The 15,952-nt window shown below is 70.4% G+C and carries 20 protein-coding genes; 10 read left to right on the top strand and 10 right to left on the bottom strand.

Annotated features, from left to right (window positions below; genetic code table 11):
• Positions 1 to 4: 4 nt before the first annotated feature.
• Together ME121_RS02220 and ME121_RS02215 are read right to left on the bottom strand one after the other, a co-directional pair.
• A complete protein-coding gene (locus tag ME121_RS02220; RefSeq protein ID WP_012317167.1) occupies positions 5 to 1,087 on the bottom strand; it encodes a Ppx/GppA phosphatase family protein in 1,083 nt (360 codons plus the stop codon).
• Positions 1,088 to 1,197: 110 nt separating this feature from the next.
• Complete coding sequence (locus tag ME121_RS02215) at positions 1,198 to 1,671, bottom strand: response regulator (protein ID WP_012317168.1); 474 nt, start codon at positions 1,669 to 1,671, stop codon at positions 1,198 to 1,200.
• Between the two features lie 314 nt (positions 1,672 to 1,985).
• Between ME121_RS02215 and ME121_RS02210 the strand changes: the two genes are divergently transcribed.
• From ME121_RS02210 to adh, 6 genes are all read left to right on the top strand, one after another.
• Positions 1,986 to 2,759, top strand: coding sequence for a cold-shock protein (locus ME121_RS02210; RefSeq protein WP_059408258.1), 774 nt, complete (start codon positions 1,986 to 1,988; stop codon positions 2,757 to 2,759).
• Positions 2,760 to 2,857: 98 nt separating this feature from the next.
• On the top strand, positions 2,858 to 3,124 hold the full coding sequence (locus ME121_RS02205) for a hypothetical protein (RefSeq protein ID WP_024827853.1): 267 nt from the start codon (positions 2,858 to 2,860) through the stop codon (positions 3,122 to 3,124).
• Positions 3,125 to 3,285: 161 nt separating this feature from the next.
• Positions 3,286 to 3,597 carry a hypothetical protein gene (locus tag ME121_RS02200; RefSeq protein ID WP_059408257.1) on the top strand — a complete coding sequence of 104 codons (312 nt, stop codon included), beginning with the start codon at positions 3,286 to 3,288 and terminating at the stop codon, positions 3,595 to 3,597.
• Positions 3,598 to 3,623: 26 nt separating this feature from the next.
• Complete coding sequence (locus ME121_RS02195) at positions 3,624 to 5,117, top strand: PepSY-associated TM helix domain-containing protein (RefSeq protein ID WP_059408256.1); 1,494 nt, start codon at positions 3,624 to 3,626, stop codon at positions 5,115 to 5,117.
• Entirely contained in the window at positions 5,114 to 5,461 is a 348-nt protein-coding gene (locus ME121_RS02190) for a DUF3325 domain-containing protein (protein ID WP_012317173.1), read from the top strand. Before ME121_RS02195 ends, ME121_RS02190 begins: the two co-directional genes overlap by 4 nt.
• 300 nt (positions 5,462 to 5,761) lie before the next feature.
• On the top strand, positions 5,762 to 7,285 hold the full coding sequence (gene adh, locus ME121_RS02185; protein ID WP_012317174.1) for an aldehyde dehydrogenase: 1,524 nt from the start codon (positions 5,762 to 5,764) through the stop codon (positions 7,283 to 7,285).
• 79 nt (positions 7,286 to 7,364) lie between these two features.
• Here adh and ME121_RS02180 read toward each other — a convergent pair whose 3' ends face one another.
• On the bottom strand, positions 7,365 to 7,658 hold the full coding sequence (locus ME121_RS02180; RefSeq protein WP_012317175.1) for a hypothetical protein: 294 nt from the start codon (positions 7,656 to 7,658) through the stop codon (positions 7,365 to 7,367).
• Between the two features lie 148 nt (positions 7,659 to 7,806).
• On the opposite strand from ME121_RS02180, the gene ME121_RS02175 reads away from it, so the two are divergent.
• Genes ME121_RS02175 through ME121_RS02165 form a run of 3 tightly spaced genes read left to right on the top strand, consistent with a single transcriptional unit; the run spans position 7,807 to position 9,111 of the window.
• A complete protein-coding gene (locus ME121_RS02175) occupies positions 7,807 to 8,232 on the top strand; it encodes a DUF779 domain-containing protein (RefSeq protein ID WP_012317176.1) in 426 nt (141 codons plus the stop codon).
• A gap of 28 nt (positions 8,233 to 8,260) precedes the next feature.
• Positions 8,261 to 8,674: a carboxymuconolactone decarboxylase family protein gene (locus ME121_RS02170; RefSeq protein WP_058607550.1), complete on the top strand. Its 414-nt coding sequence runs from the start codon at positions 8,261 to 8,263 to the stop codon at positions 8,672 to 8,674.
• The gene (locus ME121_RS02165; protein ID WP_012317178.1) at positions 8,671 to 9,111 is read left to right on the top strand and encodes a cupin domain-containing protein; all 441 of its coding nucleotides are present in this window, start codon (positions 8,671 to 8,673) and stop codon (positions 9,109 to 9,111) included. The genes ME121_RS02170 and ME121_RS02165 overlap by 4 nt, the downstream gene beginning before the upstream one ends.
• 4 nt (positions 9,112 to 9,115) lie before the next feature.
• Here the strand turns inward: ME121_RS02165 and ME121_RS02160 are convergent, their stop codons facing one another.
• From ME121_RS02160 to gap, 7 genes are all read right to left on the bottom strand, one after another.
• Complete coding sequence (locus tag ME121_RS02160; protein WP_059408255.1) at positions 9,116 to 10,168, bottom strand: tetratricopeptide repeat protein; 1,053 nt, start codon at positions 10,166 to 10,168, stop codon at positions 9,116 to 9,118.
• Positions 10,165 to 10,809, bottom strand: coding sequence for a thiamine phosphate synthase (locus tag ME121_RS02155; protein WP_058607548.1), 645 nt, complete (start codon positions 10,807 to 10,809; stop codon positions 10,165 to 10,167). The genes ME121_RS02160 and ME121_RS02155 overlap by 4 nt, the downstream gene beginning before the upstream one ends.
• A 20-nt stretch (positions 10,810 to 10,829) precedes the next feature.
• Positions 10,830 to 11,900, bottom strand: coding sequence for a class II fructose-bisphosphate aldolase (fba, locus tag ME121_RS02150; protein WP_012317181.1), 1,071 nt, complete (start codon positions 11,898 to 11,900; stop codon positions 10,830 to 10,832).
• Positions 11,901 to 12,067: 167 nt separating this feature from the next.
• The gene (locus ME121_RS02145; protein ID WP_089231704.1) at positions 12,068 to 12,370 is read right to left on the bottom strand and encodes a hypothetical protein; all 303 of its coding nucleotides are present in this window, start codon (positions 12,368 to 12,370) and stop codon (positions 12,068 to 12,070) included.
• Positions 12,371 to 12,380: 10 nt separating this feature from the next.
• The gene (locus ME121_RS02140; RefSeq protein WP_043072928.1) at positions 12,381 to 13,583 is read right to left on the bottom strand and encodes a phosphoglycerate kinase; all 1,203 of its coding nucleotides are present in this window, start codon (positions 13,581 to 13,583) and stop codon (positions 12,381 to 12,383) included.
• A gap of 34 nt (positions 13,584 to 13,617) precedes the next feature.
• The gene (locus ME121_RS02135) at positions 13,618 to 14,103 is read right to left on the bottom strand and encodes a hypothetical protein (protein WP_012317184.1); all 486 of its coding nucleotides are present in this window, start codon (positions 14,101 to 14,103) and stop codon (positions 13,618 to 13,620) included.
• Positions 14,104 to 14,192: 89 nt separating this feature from the next.
• A complete protein-coding gene (gap, locus tag ME121_RS02130) occupies positions 14,193 to 15,197 on the bottom strand; it encodes a type I glyceraldehyde-3-phosphate dehydrogenase (RefSeq protein ID WP_012317185.1) in 1,005 nt (334 codons plus the stop codon).
• Positions 15,198 to 15,647: 450 nt separating this feature from the next.
• Between gap and ME121_RS02125 the strand changes: the two genes are divergently transcribed.
• Positions 15,648 to 15,932 carry a DUF4164 family protein gene (locus ME121_RS02125; RefSeq protein WP_024827845.1) on the top strand — a complete coding sequence of 95 codons (285 nt, stop codon included), beginning with the start codon at positions 15,648 to 15,650 and terminating at the stop codon, positions 15,930 to 15,932.
• Positions 15,933 to 15,952: the final 20 nt, after the last annotated feature.

Here is a 15,952-nt window from a genome sequence, read left to right as displayed (position 1 = left end):
GCCCTCATCGGACCGCCTTCCGGTTCCAGACCCCGTCCTCCCGCATCATGTTCATCAGCAATCCTTCGCGCAGGCCGCGATCGGCGATGCGCAGGCGCTCCGAGGGAAAGGCCCGGCGGATCGCCTCGAGGATCGCGCAGCCCGCGAGCACGAGATCGGCGCGGTCGCGGCCGATACAGGGGTTGTCGGCGCGCTGCTCGAGCCGCGTGTCGAGCAGGTCGTCGATGGCGGTCGAGACCGCGTCGTCGCTCATCCACAAGCCGTCGACGCGCCGCCGCTCGTAGCGGGCGAGCCGCAGATGCATCGCCGCGATGGTCGTGACGGTGCCGGACGTTCCGAGCAGGTGAAAGTGCGGCGCCGTCGCCGCCGGGGCGGCCCGGAGCGCGAAGGCCGAGAGCTTCTCGGCCACCTCCTCGACCATGCCCTCGAACATCCGTCGGGTGACCTCGGCGCCGCCGTGGCGCTCGGCCAGCGTCACCACGCCCACCGGAAGAGAATCCCAGGCCCGAATCCGCAGAGTCGGGTCGGTCGACGGGTTGGCGGCCGCGCCGTCCAGCCACGCGATCTCGGTCGAGCCGCCGCCGATGTCGAAGATGATGACCGATTCGGCGAGCGGATCCGCGAGCGCCGCGCAGCCCGTGACCGCGAGATAGGCCTCAGTCTGCCGGTCGACGATCTCGAGGTCGAGGCCGACGCCGCGGCGGACGCGCTCCACAAAGGCGGCGCCGTTCACCGCGAGGCGGCAGGCTTCCGTGGCGATGATCTTGGCTCGCTGCACCCCGCGCGCCTGCATCTTGGCCCGGCAGATCCGCAGGGCCTCCACGGTCCGCTCGATCGCCGCCTCGCTCAGGCGGTCGGACGTGCCGAGTCCCTCGCCGAGGCGCACGATCCGCGAGAACGCGTCGATCACGCGGAAGCCGCTGAAGGTCGGCTCCGCGACCAGCAGGCGGCAATTGTTGGTGCCCAGGTCGAGCGCCGCGTAGGCGGCGCGCCGACGCTCACGGCCCGGTATAGGAGCTTGCGTCTGAAGCGGCACCGCGCCGGTCTGAATTCGGGACGGCGCGGCCGCGGCGGTCTCGTCCCTCATCGGCGCGGCCGTCGATCCTTCGGGTCGGCCTTGAGCAGCGCGCTCGGCCTTCGCTGATCTGCGACCCTACAGGCTCGGCGGCGAACTGCAATGTCCCATCGCGGTCGCGGTCAGGCCACGGCCTTCATCGCGCTGGCCCGGCGCGGGATCGGGCGCAGGAGGCTCTTCACCTGCGAGTAGGGGCGGGGCCGGTTGATCACCTCGTCCAGCCGCGACCACAGCGTCTTAGGCGAGAACGGCTTGGCGATGATCTCGTTGACGCCGAGCGCCACCGCCCGGTCGACCACGTTCCGGCGCGGCTGGGCCAGCATCAGGATGATCGGGATCGTGGGGCAGGGGGAAGTGGTCGGCGTCCGCGCCAGCCGGATGAACTCCTCGCCCGACAGGATCGACAGGTCCCAGTCGATGATGCTGATGTCGGGCTTGCTCTCGGCGAGCACGCCGAGCGCCTCGGCCCCGTCCGGCGCCTCGAGCACCCGCTTGATCCCGACGCGCATCAGCATGTCGCGCACGATTCGGCGGATGTAGAGACTCTCGTCGACCACGAGAGCAGAGAGATCGGGGAAAGTCGGTGTCGCGATCATGGCCGGCCGAGTCTGCGGGGCGCGGGGCCGAGTGTAGCCGGACAGCCTTTGCGTTTCGCTAACGCCTTCCCTCAAATGAGAAAGGGCCGGCCCGGCGGCGGGGGCGGGCTCCGTTGTTTGCCGCAAGAAAGTAACGAAACGGGCGCCTCTGGGCCAAGAAGGTCCTTGCGGTCAAGGCCCGATTGCGTCAGGACTGGGGCGTTATTCTTGGTTACCGCGACCTGGGGTAATGATAGTGCGGGGCGTGGGCTGTCTGGGATGGCGCGCACGCGGTATTCGAGACAAGGGCGGCGGACGGTTTTTGCGAGCTTTCTATGGGACGTGGTCGTGATTTCAGAGGGCCGCAGAAGCGCGGCTTCGACGAGAGTGGCGAGCCGAGATGGCCTGATCAGGCTCCCCCCAGCGGCGGATACGGCGGCGGCGGTTTCGGCGGTGGCGGCGGTGGTTTCGGCGGGGGCGGTTTCGATCGCGGCCCGTCGCGTGGCGCGGCTCCGGTCGCGTCCGGGCCGGAGCGTGATGCGACGGTCAAGTGGTTCAACAAGGAGAAGGGCTTCGGCTTCGTCGAACTCGGTGACGGTTCGGGCGATGCCTTCCTCCACATCCGCGCTGTCGAGGCGGCCGGCCACGACGATCTGATGCCGGGCACCCGGCTGACGGTCACGACGGCCCAGGGCCAGAAGGGCCCGCAGGTCACGAGCGTAACCAGCGTTGACACCTCCACGGCCGAGGCGCCCGCGCCCCGGCGTGAGTTCCGCCCGCGCACCGGCGGCTACGGCGCCGGTGCCGGCGGCTACGGCGACCGCGACCGCGGTGGTTACGGTGGCGGCGGCGGCTACGGCGGTGGTGGCGGCGGTGGCCGTTTCGCCAGCGGCCCGTCGGTGGAGATGAGCGGCACCGTGAAGTGGTACGATCCCGCCAAGGGCTTCGGCTTCGTCTCGGTCAACGACGGCGGCAAGGACGTGTTCGTGCACCGCTCGGCGCTGTCCCGCGCCGGTCTCGACTCGCTCGCCGAAGGTCAGCAGGTCACGCTCGGCGTGGTCGAGGGCCAGAAGGGCCGCGAGGCCCAGAGCATCAACGTCGAGGATTGAGGAGCACGCGGCGGCCTCTCTGCCGCCGCGATCCGCGCGAAGACTGCGAGGCGGCGGCTCCCTGCGGGGCCGCCGCCTTCCTCGTTTCGGGACGATCCATGCGCCGCCTGCTGCTGTCCACGGCCCTGATGCTGCTCGCGGGGAGTGCCCGGGCGGAGGACTTCACGGGCTTCTACGCCGGGATCAACGCGGGCTACGGATGGGGACACGCGCGCGACGGCCGTGCCGCCGGTCCGGTGCCCGGATCCGCCGCGGCCTCGACCAAACCGGACCCCGGAGCCGACCTGCCGCCGAGCGCCCGGAACGCGGCCGTGGCAATCCGCAGGTCCGGACGCGACGGCGCACCGGGAGCCGCCGGCTTCTGAGACGAGGCTCCGAGCGCGGGAGAGCATCGCCGCGCGCGCGGCCGAAGTCCGTTCTAAATACCTCGTTTCACACTGGAATCGTTCCGGAACATAGGCGTTGCACCGCGGCCTCGGCCGCTGCTAGGTCCCGCTATGGGCTCACGGGAACGAGAGGTGGCGCCATGAGCGCCCGCACCATGCCGACGCTGGCGGATCGCGCGGCAGTCGCCGGGCGCGTGCTGCTCGCGACGCTCGGCGGCTACGCGGTCGCCGCCCTGGCAAGCGCGCTGCTGGCGCTGATTCTTCCCGTCCCGCGCGCCGAGGCGGTCTCGGCCGGAACGCTGGCGAGCTTCGCCATCATGGCGGGCGCGGTGATCTGGGTGTTCGCCGCCCCGACGCTCGGTCGCGCGGCCCTGGTCCTCGGCCTGATCGCCCTCCTGCTGACCGGCGCCCTGTGGCTCGCCGGCGCCTTCGTGTCCGGAGCGGCCGCGTGAGCCCTGCCCGGAGCTTCCGCCAGGCGATGGCGTGGCTGCACGCGTGGTCCGGCCTCGTGGTCGGCTGGGTGCTGTTCGCCATCTTCGTCACCGGTACCGCCAGCTATTACCGCACCGACATCTCGGACTGGATGCGGCCGGAGCTGTCCGCGGCAGCCCCCGATCCCGCCGCGGCGGCGACGCGGGCCGGCGCGTTCCTGCGCAGGACAATGCCGGACGCGGCCGGTTGGTCGATCAAGCTGCCGAACGCCGAGACCTCGGCCGTCGAGGTCTACTGGTGGCCGAACTTCAGCGGCCCGTTCCACCACGCGCTGCTCGATCCCGCCACGGGCGAGCCCGCGCGCGTCCGCGACACGCGCGGCGGCGACTTCCTGTACCGCTTCCACTTCGAGCTGAGCCTGCCGCCGATCTGGGGGCGCTGGATCGTGTCGGCCTGCGCCATGGTCCTGCTGATCGCGCTGATCTCCGGTATCGTGACGCACCGGCGCATCTTCGCCGACTTCTTCACCTTCCGCCGCGACCGCTCGGCGCAGCGCGGCTGGCTGGACGCACACAACGTGGTCGGCGTGCTGGCGCTGCCCTTCCACCTGATGATCGTCTACACGGGCCTCGTCACACTGTCGGCGACGCTGATGCCCTGGGGTATGAAGGCCGTCTACGGCGACGACATACTGCGCTACTACGCCGAGGCCGGCCTCGCGACGCCGGGCACGGCCCCGGTTGGCAGTCCCGGCAGGCCGCTGCCGCTCGGCGAGATCGTCGCCCGCGCCGCGGCTGCCGGCGGCGAGGCGCCCGAGGTGATACTCGTCTCCCATCCGGGCGATGCCGGCGCCACCGTGACGGCGTATTTCGAGGAGCCGCACGGGCTCGCGCACCTGCATCCGCAGATCGCCTACGCGGCCGATACCGGTGCGGAGATCGCCCGGGTCGGCGAGGCCGGCGCGGCGACCCGCACCGGGGCCGTGATGGCGGGTCTGCACGAGGCGCACTTCGCCGCCGCGCCGCTGCGCCTCCTGTTCTTCCTCTGCGGCGTGATGGGTGCCGCCACGGTCGCGAGCGGCCTCGTCCTCTGGACGGTGGCGCGGGCGCCGAAGGGCGCGGATCCCGAGGGCTTCGGCCTGCGCCTCGTGCGATTCCTCAACCTCGGGACCATCGCGGGCCTGCCGGTGGGCCTCGCCGCGTATCTCCTCGCGAACCGGCTGCTGCCCGACGGGCTCGGGGCCCGGGCGGACTGGGAGGTGCGCGCGTTCTTCGCGGCCTGGGTCGCCGCCGCCCTCGCCGCGGCCCTGTATCCGCGGCAGCGGGCGTGGTCGCTCGCTCTGGCCGTGCCGGCCTGCGCCTTCCTGGCGATAGCCTTCGTGGACGCGATCCTCGTCGGCCAGCAGCGCTTCCTCGCCTTCGACGTCGCCCTGGTGGCCGTGGGCGTCACTCTCGGCGTCGGATCCTGGCTGGCGGCGCGGCGTAAGCTGGCGACCGCGCGCCCCGCCAAAGCCAGTCTGTCACGGACGGTCGAAGCATGACATCCGCCGCGCTGATCCTCAGCCTGCTCCTCAGCTTCTCGGGCTTCGCGGCCCTCGCCCTCAGCCTCGACCGGCATCACCGGGCCGCCTACCGCGTCGGTGTGCCGAAGGCGCGGGTCGGAAGCTTGCGGATGGCGGGCTGGTGCGGACTCGGCCTCTCGTTCGCGGCGGCCGTTGCGGCGGCGGGCTGGAATTTCGGACCGGTGCAGTGGATCGGATCGCTGACGGGCTCCGCCCTGGCCGTGGTGGCGATCGTCGCCTATCGGCCGACCTGGCTGCGGATTGCGGCCCTGGCGGCGCTCCCGCTCGCGGCGGCGACCGTTCCGCTCGCCCTGCTCGGCTGAGCGACGGGGCCGACTCTCGGCGCGCACGGTGATTCGGCCGTCCGGACGTCCCAAACGCCGCTCGTCGCGGGAGTACGGTCCGGACTGGGAATCTTTGCCCGCTCGCGGTGACGGCGGGAAGCGCGTAGGATCGCCCCACTCGCGCACTGGCCAAAAGTCCACCTTGATTCGACAGGCCAAAAGCCATTGGCTGCGAACAGAGCGGAAGCGGATGCGGCCCCCACGATCGGTCGTCCGAGCGCCAGCTTAAGCCCAAGAGCCGCGGTTCGCGAGGCCGGGGCCCACGGAGGGAACATAGCCATGAACAAGCCGGAATTCCTCGGCGACTCGAAGGTCAAGTCGCCCTTCTCGGCCCGCTACGACAACTTCATCGGCGGCCAGTGGGTCGCCCCCGCGGCCGGCCGCTACTTCGAGAACACCTCGCCGATCACCGGCAAGGTAGTGTGCGAGGTGGCCCGGTCGGACGCGCAGGACGTCGAGAAGGCCCTCGACGCCGCCCACGCGGCCCGGGAGGCCTGGGGCCGCACGGCGCCGGCCGAGCGCGCCCGCATCCTCCTCAAGATGGCCGACCGGATGGAAGAGAACCTCGACCTGCTCGCGCTGGCCGAGACCTGGGACAACGGCAAGCCGATCCGCGAGACGACTCACGCCGACATCCCGCTGGCCATCGACCATTTCCGCTACTTCGCCGGCTGCGTGCGGGCGCAGGAGGGCTCGATCTCCGAGATCGACCACGACACGGTTGCCTACCACTTCCACGAGCCGCTGGGCGTCGTCGGCCAGATCATCCCGTGGAACTTCCCGATCCTGATGGCGGTGTGGAAGCTCGCCCCGGCGCTCGCCGCCGGCAACTGCGTGGTCCTGAAGCCGGCCGAGCAGACCCCGGCCTCGGTCCTGGTGCTGGCCGAGATCATCGGCGATCTGCTGCCGCCGGGCGTGCTCAACATCGTCAACGGTTTCGGCCTCGAGGCCGGCAAGCCGCTCGCCTCGTCGCCGCGAATCGCCAAGATCGCCTTCACGGGTGAGACGACCACCGGCCGCCTCATCATGCAGTACGCGTCGCAGAACCTGATCCCGGTGACGCTGGAGCTCGGCGGCAAGTCGCCGAACATCTTCTTCGCTGACGTGGCGAACGAGGACGACGACTTCTTCGACAAGGCCCTCGAGGGCTTCACGATGTTCGCCCTCAACCAGGGCGAGGTCTGCACCTGCCCGAGCCGCGCGCTCGTGCACGAGTCCATCTACGACCGGTTCATGGAGCGCGCGGTGAAGCGCGTCGAGGCGATCACCCAGGGCTCGCCGCTGGATCCGGCCACGATGATCGGCGCCCAGGCCTCGGGCGAGCAGATGGAGAAGATCCTCTCCTACATCGATATCGGCCGCCAGGAGGGCGCGCAGCTCCTCACGGGCGGTGAGCGCAACGTCAAGGACGGCGAGTTCGCCGAGGGCTTCTACGTGAAGCCGACCGTGTTCCGCGGCCACAACAAGATGCGCATTTTCCAGGAGGAGATCTTCGGGCCGGTCCTGTCGGTCACGACCTTCAAGGACGATGCCGAGGCGCTCTCCATCGCCAACGACACGCTCTACGGCCTCGGCGCCGGCGTCTGGACCCGCGACGGGACCCGCGCCTACCGCTTCGGCCGGGCGATCCAGGCGGGTCGCGTCTGGACGAACTGCTACCACGCCTACCCGGCCCACGCGGCCTTCGGCGGCTACAAGCAGTCCGGCATCGGCCGCGAGACCCACAAGATGATGCTCGATCACTACCAGCAGACCAAGAATATGCTGGTCAGCTACTCGGCCAAGAAGCTCGGGTTCTTCTGAGTTTCTTCCCGGGTCAACCCCCGAGACAACTTCAGCCCCGGCCGAGAGGCCGGGGCTTTTTCGATCCCGGATCGCGCGGTCAGTAGAGGCCGAAGCCGTAGCCCTCGAACGGCGCGTTGACGATGGAGCCTGGAGCCAGCGGCCCGGCATCGCCGCTGACGCTCGGCACGTCGTCCGGCGGGCCGTCCCAGCCGACCACGCCCATCGGGTTATCGGGAGTGACGTTGGGATTCCCCGCGACGCGCCACGCGTGCTGCACGAACAGGGGGTGCTCGCGGGGTTGAACGCGCAGGACGAGCGGCTCGGCGGCGGCGGGCCCTGCGAGACCGGCCACGGCCAGGATGAGGCAGGCAGCGCGTGTGCGAACCGACATGGTGCGGGCTCCTGATCGGTCGGGCGGTGTCCGCCGCCCTTCGGCGACACAACGCGCGACGCGACCGTTCGGCGCCGGCATCCGGCGCGATGCGCAGTGGAAACCGGCCGGGAACACAGCATATTCAGACATCGACAGGGAGGACGGCATGACTTCGGACCAGGTTATCGACGCCAACGTCGCCGAGCAGGCCGGCGTCGACGGGACACCCCTGCGGGTCACCGCCACCCCGGCGGCGCTCGCCCTGATCGATGAGCTGAGGCGCGAGTACGGTCCGGTCATGTTCCACCAGTCGGGCGGCTGCTGCGACGGCTCCTCGCCCATGTGCTACCCGGTGGGCGACTTTCTGGTGAGCGACGGCGACGTGAATCTCGGCACGGTGGGGGGCGCGGACTTCTTCATCAGCCGGTCGCAGTTCGAGGTCTGGAAGCACACGCACCTGATCCTCGACGTGGTGCCGGGCCGCGGCGGCATGTTCTCGCTGGAGAACGGCCGGGAGAAGCGTTTCCATATCCGCTCGCGCCTGTTCTCCGAGGCGGAGAATCGTGCGCTCGAGGGCGCGTGCAAGCTCTGAGGACGGGCTGAGCGGGGAGGCGATTGCCGTGGCGACCGTGAAACTCTGGTCCGATGCCGAGGCCGAGGCCGACGCGCGCGTCAGCGCGGTCTTCGCGGACATCCGGGCGACCCGGGGATCCGACGTCGTCAACAATTTCTGGCGCGGCCTCGCCAACGATCCCGCGCTGCTTGAGCGGACTTGGTCCGCCCTGAAGACCGTCATGGGGCCGGGGACCCTCGATCCCCTGACCAAGGAACTGGTCTACATCGCGGTCTCGATCGCCAATGGCTGCCCGTACTGCATCCACTCCCACACCGCGGCTGCGCGGGCCAAGGGCTTGACGGAGGGCCAGCACGGCGAATTCCTGGCGGTGGTCGGGATGGCCAACCAGACGAACGCGCTGGTCAACGGTATGCAGATCCCCATCGATGCCGCCTTCAGAGTGGAGGAAGGTCCATGAGTTCCGCGTCCGGCACGGAGAAGCAGGGGTTCCGGGTGGTGCACGAGAGTGCGCCGTTCCGCGGCAAGCAGGGACACATCTACCGGCCGGCGATCTCGGCCGAGGCCGTGGGTTCGCGGGCGCTGCACATGCAGCTCCTGGAGATCCCGCCCGGTGAGCGGGCCCACGCCCACAAGCACGAGCACCACGAGACGGCGATCTACGTGCTGTCGGGCGTGTCGGGCTGCTTCTGGGGGGAGCGGCTGGAGAACCACGCGATCGCGGGCGCCGGCGAGTTCGTCTACATCGCCGCCGACGTGCCGCACCTGCCCTACAACCGCAGCCAGACGGAGCCGGTCACGGCCGTGATCGCCCGGACGGACCCGAACGAGCAGGAGAGCGTCGTCCTGCTGCCGCACCTCGAGGCGGGCGTCGACTGGTCGAAGGCCGAGGCCTAGCGTCTCAGCGCTGCTCGATCCGCTCGTTGGCGAGACGCTCCGCCCGGGTGCGCTCGTCGGCCGAGAGACCGGAGAGGGTCTGATCGAGCCACGCGTCGGACAGGCCCTGTCCGGCGGCCGCGAGGTTCCAGGCGGCCGCCTCCACGGGGTTCTTGGCAACGCCGCGGCCCACCGCGTACAGCCGCGCGACGCGGTTCTGCGCGATGGCGTTGCCGCGCGAGGCCGCGTGCAGGAAGTACCGGGCGGCCGCACGCTCGTCCTTGGTGACGCCGGTGCCGTTGAAGAGAAGGATCGCGTACTCGACCTCGCTGGCGAGATCGCCGTTGTCGGCGCCGCGCCGGAACAGCTCCGCGGCCTTCGACGGATCCTTCGGCACGCCGCGCCCCTGCAGGTAGAGCACGCCCAGGTCGTGCTGGGCCGGGCCGATCTCGGCGTCTGACGCCTTGCGGAACTGCGCGGCGGCCGCCGCCTCGTCGGCCGTGGCGCCGGTGCCGATCAGGATCAGGCCGAGATTGTAGGCCGCGGTCGGTGAGCCGTGGGCCGTGGCCTGCTCGAGCCAGCGCCGCCCGGCTTTCGGGTCCTTCGGCATGCCGCGACCGTCGAGGGCCATCAGCCCCAGGGAGGCCATGGCGGACGCGTCGTTCTGCGCGGCCGCCAAGCGATACCAGTCGGCCGCCTTGACCGGATCCTGCTTCACGCCGAGGCCCTGATTGTACAGCTCGCCGAGCAGCGTCATGGCGGCGGCATCCTTCGAATTCGCCTCGATGCGCTTCGTCGCCTCGCGGAAGGCGGTGACGTACTGGCCCTTCTGATAGGCGCCGTAGGCAAAGTCCGGTGGCTGGCCGCCCGCTGGCGGCACGGCGCCGCGCGAGTAGTTCGGCGTATAGGGGCTCGGCAGTTCCGGCATCGGCGTCTTGCCGGTCTGCGCCGCGGGGCCGATCGCGCCGGGCGCCGCGGTCCGGGCCGGATCGGCCGGTCCCGAGGCCGCCCAGGCCGGCAGCGCCAGCAGCGCCGCGCCGGCGAAGGCCGCCAGCCGACGGACGTTGCGGCCTCTCACGCCTCGGACTCCCGGACGGCGCGCTGGGCCCGCTCGACCGCGCCCGGATCCGGCAGCCAGAGGCCGCTCTCCAGGCCGACGAACTCGGCACCCGTCGCGGCGAGAGGCGCGATCTCATCGGCGGCAGTCGCCACCGCGATGCACGGTGTCTCGAAGATCTCGGCCCACCACGCGGCGCGGGCCCGCACGGTCTCCGCCTCGGGCGCGACGCCGTCCGGGTACAGGCCGCCGAACATCAGGTAGTCGATCCCGGCCTCGCCGGCCTCCATCGCGCCGTGCTTGGTCTCGAGGCCGCCGGCGCCGAGGATTCGCCCCTCCCGGAGCCGGCCGCGCAGGTCCTTCAGGTCGCGCGGCTTGTCGACGTGGATGCCGTCGGCGCCGCCCCGGATCGCCACCGCGGCGAGATCGCCGGCGAAACCCGGACAGGCGACGACCAGGGCCGCGCCGCGCTCCTGCACGAGCGGAGCGACCGATTTGACGCGGGCCGTCAGCCCGCGCTCGTCGGTAGCAGCCAGCCGCAGAATCACGGCGGCGACATCGCCGGCTTCGCACGCAACCTTCAGGGCCGTCACGAAAGCGGCGATGCCTTCCGCTTCGAGACCGTGCGGTCCGAGCAGGGCGAGACGGGCGCTATTGCTCATCGAAACCGGCAACCCGCGCCCTACTGCGGCCCGATCTTCGGGTCGAGGGCGCCGCTGGCGTAGCGCTTGGCCATCTCGGCGACGGAGATCGGTCGGATCTTCGAGCCCTTGCCGGCGGTGTTGAACTCCTCGAAGCGCTGCTTGCAGAGCTTCGTCATCGCCTCCATGGCGGGCTTGAGGTACTTGCGCGGGTCGAACTCGGACGGGTTCTCGGTGAGCACCTTCCGGATCTGGCCGGTCATCGCCATGCGATTGTCGGTGTCGATGTTGATCTTGCGCACGCCGTGCTTGATGCCGCGCTGGATCTCCTCGACCGGGACGCCCCAGGTCGGCTTCATCTGGCCGCCGTACTGGTTGATGATGTCCTGCAGGTCCTGCGGCACCGACGACGAGCCGTGCATGACGAGGTGGGTCGTCGGCAGGCGGCGGTGGATCTCCTCGATCACGTTCATCGCCAGCACCTCGCCGTCGGGCTTGCGGGTGAACTTGTAGGCGCCGTGGCTCGTGCCCATGGCAACGGCCAGCGCGTCCACCTTCGTGGCCTCGACGAACTTCACCGCTTCGTCAGGGTCAGTCAGGAGCTGGTCGTGGCTGAGGGTTCCCTCGGCGCCGTGGCCGTCCTCGGCCTCGCCCTGGCCGCTCTCGAGCGAGCCGAGCACGCCCAGCTCGCCCTCGACCGAGACGCCGGCCCAGTGGGCCATCTTGGTGACGTTGCGGGTGATCTCGACGTTGTAGGTGTAGTCGGCCGGGGTCTTGCCGTCGGCCTTCAGCGAGCCGTCCATCATCACGGAGGTGAAGCCGTACTGGATGGCGGTGGCGCAGGTGGCTTCGTTGTTGCCGTGGTCGAGATGCATGCAGACCGGAATGTGCGGGTAGATCTCGACGAGGCCGTCGATCAGCTTGGCCAGCACGACGTCGTTGGCGTAGGCCCGGGCGCCGCGGCTCGCCTGGAGGATCACCGGCGAGTCGGTGGCGTCGGCGGCCGCCATGATGGCGAGCCCCTGCTCCATGTTGTTCAGGTTGAAGGCGGGCACGCCGTACTCGTACTCAGCGGCGTGATCGAGGAGCTGCCGGAGGGTGATGCGTGCCATCGTGCGTGTCTTCCCGTTTCCCGTTTCGTCGTCCGCCGGATCGCCGGGGGTATCAAGAAACCCTCAGCTGCGCTGTATCGTGTCGCTCTGCCGGGTGCCTCGCTTTCGGTCAATCTCCGGCAGGGCGCAGGACATTCTTTCGGCGGATGATCCTCACCCGGTCCGGTTCACCGGTGCCACGACGCGTTCCTCGCCCTCGCTGACTCGCGCGACGAAGTCACGGCCGTAACCCGCGATGTCGCGCGCATCTCGGCCGCGTTCCGCCCCTCGTCGCGCATGCCGAGATCGAGGCGGTCGATCCGCCCGTCGAGGCGCGTCACCGTCCCGGTCCGCAGATGCGCCAGGCTCGCCTGGACGCCCTTCGGGATCTCGAAGGCTGCGATCTCCACGTGGTCACCCCTGGCCTCGGCCCCCCGGCCGACGACGGCCGGCCATGTAGATAGGGTCGTGCCGCAGGCGGAGGAGAGCAAGGCGACCCTCTCAGCCTTTCGCCCGCAGCGCCTCGACGCCCGGGAGGGCCTTGCCTTCCAGCCACTCGAGGAAGGCGCCGCCGGCGGTCGAGACGTAGGTGAAGTCCTGCCCCACGCCGGCATGGTTGAGCGCGGCCACCGTGTCGCCGCCGCCCGCGACCGAGACGAGCTGGCCGTCCTTCGTCCGCGCGGCCGCGTGCTTGGCGGCGGCCACGGTCGCGGCATCGAACGGGGCGAGCTCGAAGGCGCCCAGCGGGCCGTTCCACACCAGGGTCTTGGCCCCGTCGATGGCGGCGTTGATCTCGGCGACCGAGCGCGGACCGGCATCGAGGATCATGCTGGCGTCCGGCACGGCGTCCACCGGTACGGTCTCGTGGGGGGCCTGCGCCTGAAACTCGCTCGCGGCGACCGCGTCGACCGGCAGGATGATCCGGCAGCCGGCCTTCTCGGCCGCCGCCAGGATCCGCGTGGCGGTCTCGGCGAGATCCTTCTCGCAGAGGGACTTGCCCACCGCCTTCCCCTGCGCGTGCAGGAAGGTGTTGGCCATGCCGCCGCCGATCACCAGCATGTCGACCTTGGCGACGAGGTTCTCCAGGAGATCGATCTTGGACGAGACCTTGGCCCCTCCGACCAGCGCGATCACCGGGCGCTGGGGCGATTCCAGGCCCTTGGTCAGCGCATCGAGCTCGGCCTGCATCTCGCGGCCGGCATAGGCCGGCAACCGGTGCGCCAGACCCTCGGTGGAGGCGTGCGCGCGGTGGGCCGCCGAGAAGGCCTCGTTGACGTAGACGTCGCCGTTCGCCGCCAGGGCGTCCGCGAAGGCCGCGTCGTTCTTCTCTTCACCCGCGTGGTAGCGGGTGTTCTCGAGGAGGAGGACGTCGCCGTCCTTGAGGGCCGCCACCGCCTGCGCGGCGGCGCCGCCGACGCAGTCAGCCGCGAAGGCGACATCGCGTCCGAGGGCCGCGCCGAGGGCGGGAACCACCGGCTCGAGCGAATCCTTCGGCTCGCGCTTGCCCTTCGGTCGACCGAAATGGGCGAGCAGGATCACCTTGGCGCCCTGCTCGGCGACCTCGCGGATCGTCGGCGCGACGCGCTCGATGCGGGTCGCGTCGGTCACGCGCCCGCTCTCCATGGGCACGTTCAGGTCGACGCGCATGAGGACCCGCTTGCCCTTGAGGGAGCCGGCATCGTCGAGGGTGCGGAAGGCGCTCATGCGGTCTGGTGCGGTCCTGTGCGAGGCGGGGCGATTACTGCGCGGTGGTGCCGATGGTGGCCCGCTGCGGCAGCAGACGGTCGAGGTTGAGCCGCTGGACGGCCACCATCAGGACCACGGTCAGGATGGCGGTGATCACGGCGGTGAGGACGAGGGCGCCGGTCCCGGGCAGGCGCCGGGTGCGCTCGGCGAGGCCGCGCATCTCCGTCCGGAGCGCCGCGAGGTCGGATTGCCGCGCGGATTCGTTCATCCGGCTCGCGGCATTCTCGACCTTGTCCTCGACCCGCGACAGGAGCGCCTCGGAGCGGGCGTACTTGTCCTCGATGCGCGAGCACTTGTCCTCGATCCGCGCGAGCTGATCGAAGAGCTGATTGGCCGGGAGCGTGTGGGACGGGACCGCGGAGGCGGCGGGTGCGGCGGTCGGTGCCACGGCGGGTGCGTTGGGCGGCGGCGGAGCCGGCCTGGGGGCGGGCGGCACGGCTGCCGGCCCGCTCGACGTGCCCTGCGAAGCGTCGGTCATCCCTGAAGAGTCCCTGGTTCGAAGATAGGCCGTCCGAAGAGAAGTGCGGCCGCCGGCCTCTCAGGAGGCGGCGACCGCTGCAGTCCAGCTCAGATGAGCTTGGCCATCGCGACGGCCGTGTCGGCCATGCGGTTCGAGAAGCCCCACTCGTTGTCGTACCAGGTCAGGATGCGCACCAGAACGCCGTCCATGACCTTGGTCTGGTCGAGGTGGAAGGTCGACGAATGCGGGTCGTGGTTGAAGTCGATCGAGACGTTCGGCCGGTCGGTGACGCCGAGGACGCCCTTCAGCGGACCGGAAGCGGCGGCCTTGATCGCGTCGTTGATCTCCTGGACCGTGGTCGCGCGCTTGGCCGTGAAGACGAGATCCACCGCCGAGACGTTCGGGGTCGGCACGCGGATCGCGGTGCCGTCGAGCTTGCCCTTGAGCTCCGGAAGCACGAGGCCGACGGCCTTCGCGGCGCCGGTCGAGGTCGGGATCATCGAGAGCGCCGCGGCGCGGGCCCGGTAAAGATCCTTGTGCATCTGGTCCAGCGACGGCTGGTCGTTGGTGTAGGAATGGATCGTGGTCATGAAGCCGCGCTCGATGCCGACGGCCTCGTCCAGCACCTTCGCCACCGGGGCGAGGCAGTTCGTGGTGCAGGAGGCGTTCGACACGACGTGGTGCTCGCCCGTGAGCTTGTCGTGATTCACGCCGTAGACCACCGTCAGGTCGGCGCCGTCGGCCGGGGCCGAGACGAGGACGCGCTTGGCGCCGGCATCGAGATGGGCCTTCGCCTTGTCCTTCGACGTGAAGATGCCGGTGCACTCGAGCGCGATGTCGACGCCGAGGTCGCGGTGCGGCAGCTCGGCCGGGTTGCGCACGGCCGTGACCTTGATGCGCTTGCCGTTCACCACCAGGAACTCGCCGTCGACCGCGACCTCGCCGGGGAAGCGGCCGTGCACGGAATCGTAGCGGAGCAGGTGGGCGTTGGTCTCCACCGGGCCGAGATCGTTGATCGCCACGACTTCGATGTCGCTGCGGCCGGCTTCCGCGATCGCCCGCAGGACGTTGCGGCCGATGCGTCCGAACCCGTTGATGGCAACCTTCGTCACGGCGTGACTCCTTCCTGATGCGGCTCGCCGCGCGCCGGACCTCGGGAGCGGTCCGCGAAGCGGTCTCGGCGGCCCGCCATACCGTCCGGGCCGGGCCGGACGGGATCTGGGCGGGCGGGTTTGAACCTGCGATGAACCGGACCGGGAGAGGCCGGGCTTCGACGCCCGTGACCGTCGGATCGGACGGTGCTGGCTGAGGCCTCGGAACTGTCGCGGACCGGCCCTCCGGCATGTCTCGCGCGGTCCCTCTCGGGATCGCGCGGCTGTCTAGCATGGAGCCTCGACCTGTCAAACGCGTCGCTGTGACAAAGACCTTCGATCCACCGACCAATAAACAGGGATTGCCAGGATCCATTCGGTCAGCGGGCGGATCGGGGATCGAACGCGATTTCGCGCTGGAATTCCGCCTGCATTCGACCGAAAGCTTCGCGTCGGGGTAGACGAAGAACCATGGCCGACGAGACCGAGACCCTTTCCATCGACGACGCGCTCAGCCGGCTCGAAGCGGCGATCACCCGCCTCGACGCCGTCGTCCAGCACCGCCTCGAGACCGACGCGCAGCCCGACGACCGGGACGCGGAGCTCGCCCTGATGGACGAGGATCGAGCCCGGCTGGCCGCCGCCCTCGACGCGGCGAGCGCCCGCCTCGCCGCGGTCTCGGCGACGACCGGGGAGGTCGGGCACCGGCTCGACCGGGCCATCGAGACCGTTCAGGATGTGCTCGGACGCGCCTGACCCCACCGCCCCCGCCTGTC

The sequence above is a fragment of the Methylobacterium sp. ME121 genome (genome assembly GCF_000974725.1).
GTDB lineage: Bacteria > Pseudomonadota > Alphaproteobacteria > Rhizobiales > Beijerinckiaceae > Methylobacterium > Methylobacterium radiotolerans.
The sequence above is the reverse complement of the archived record's forward strand: the minus strand, read 5'-3'. Positions and strand labels throughout refer to the sequence as shown.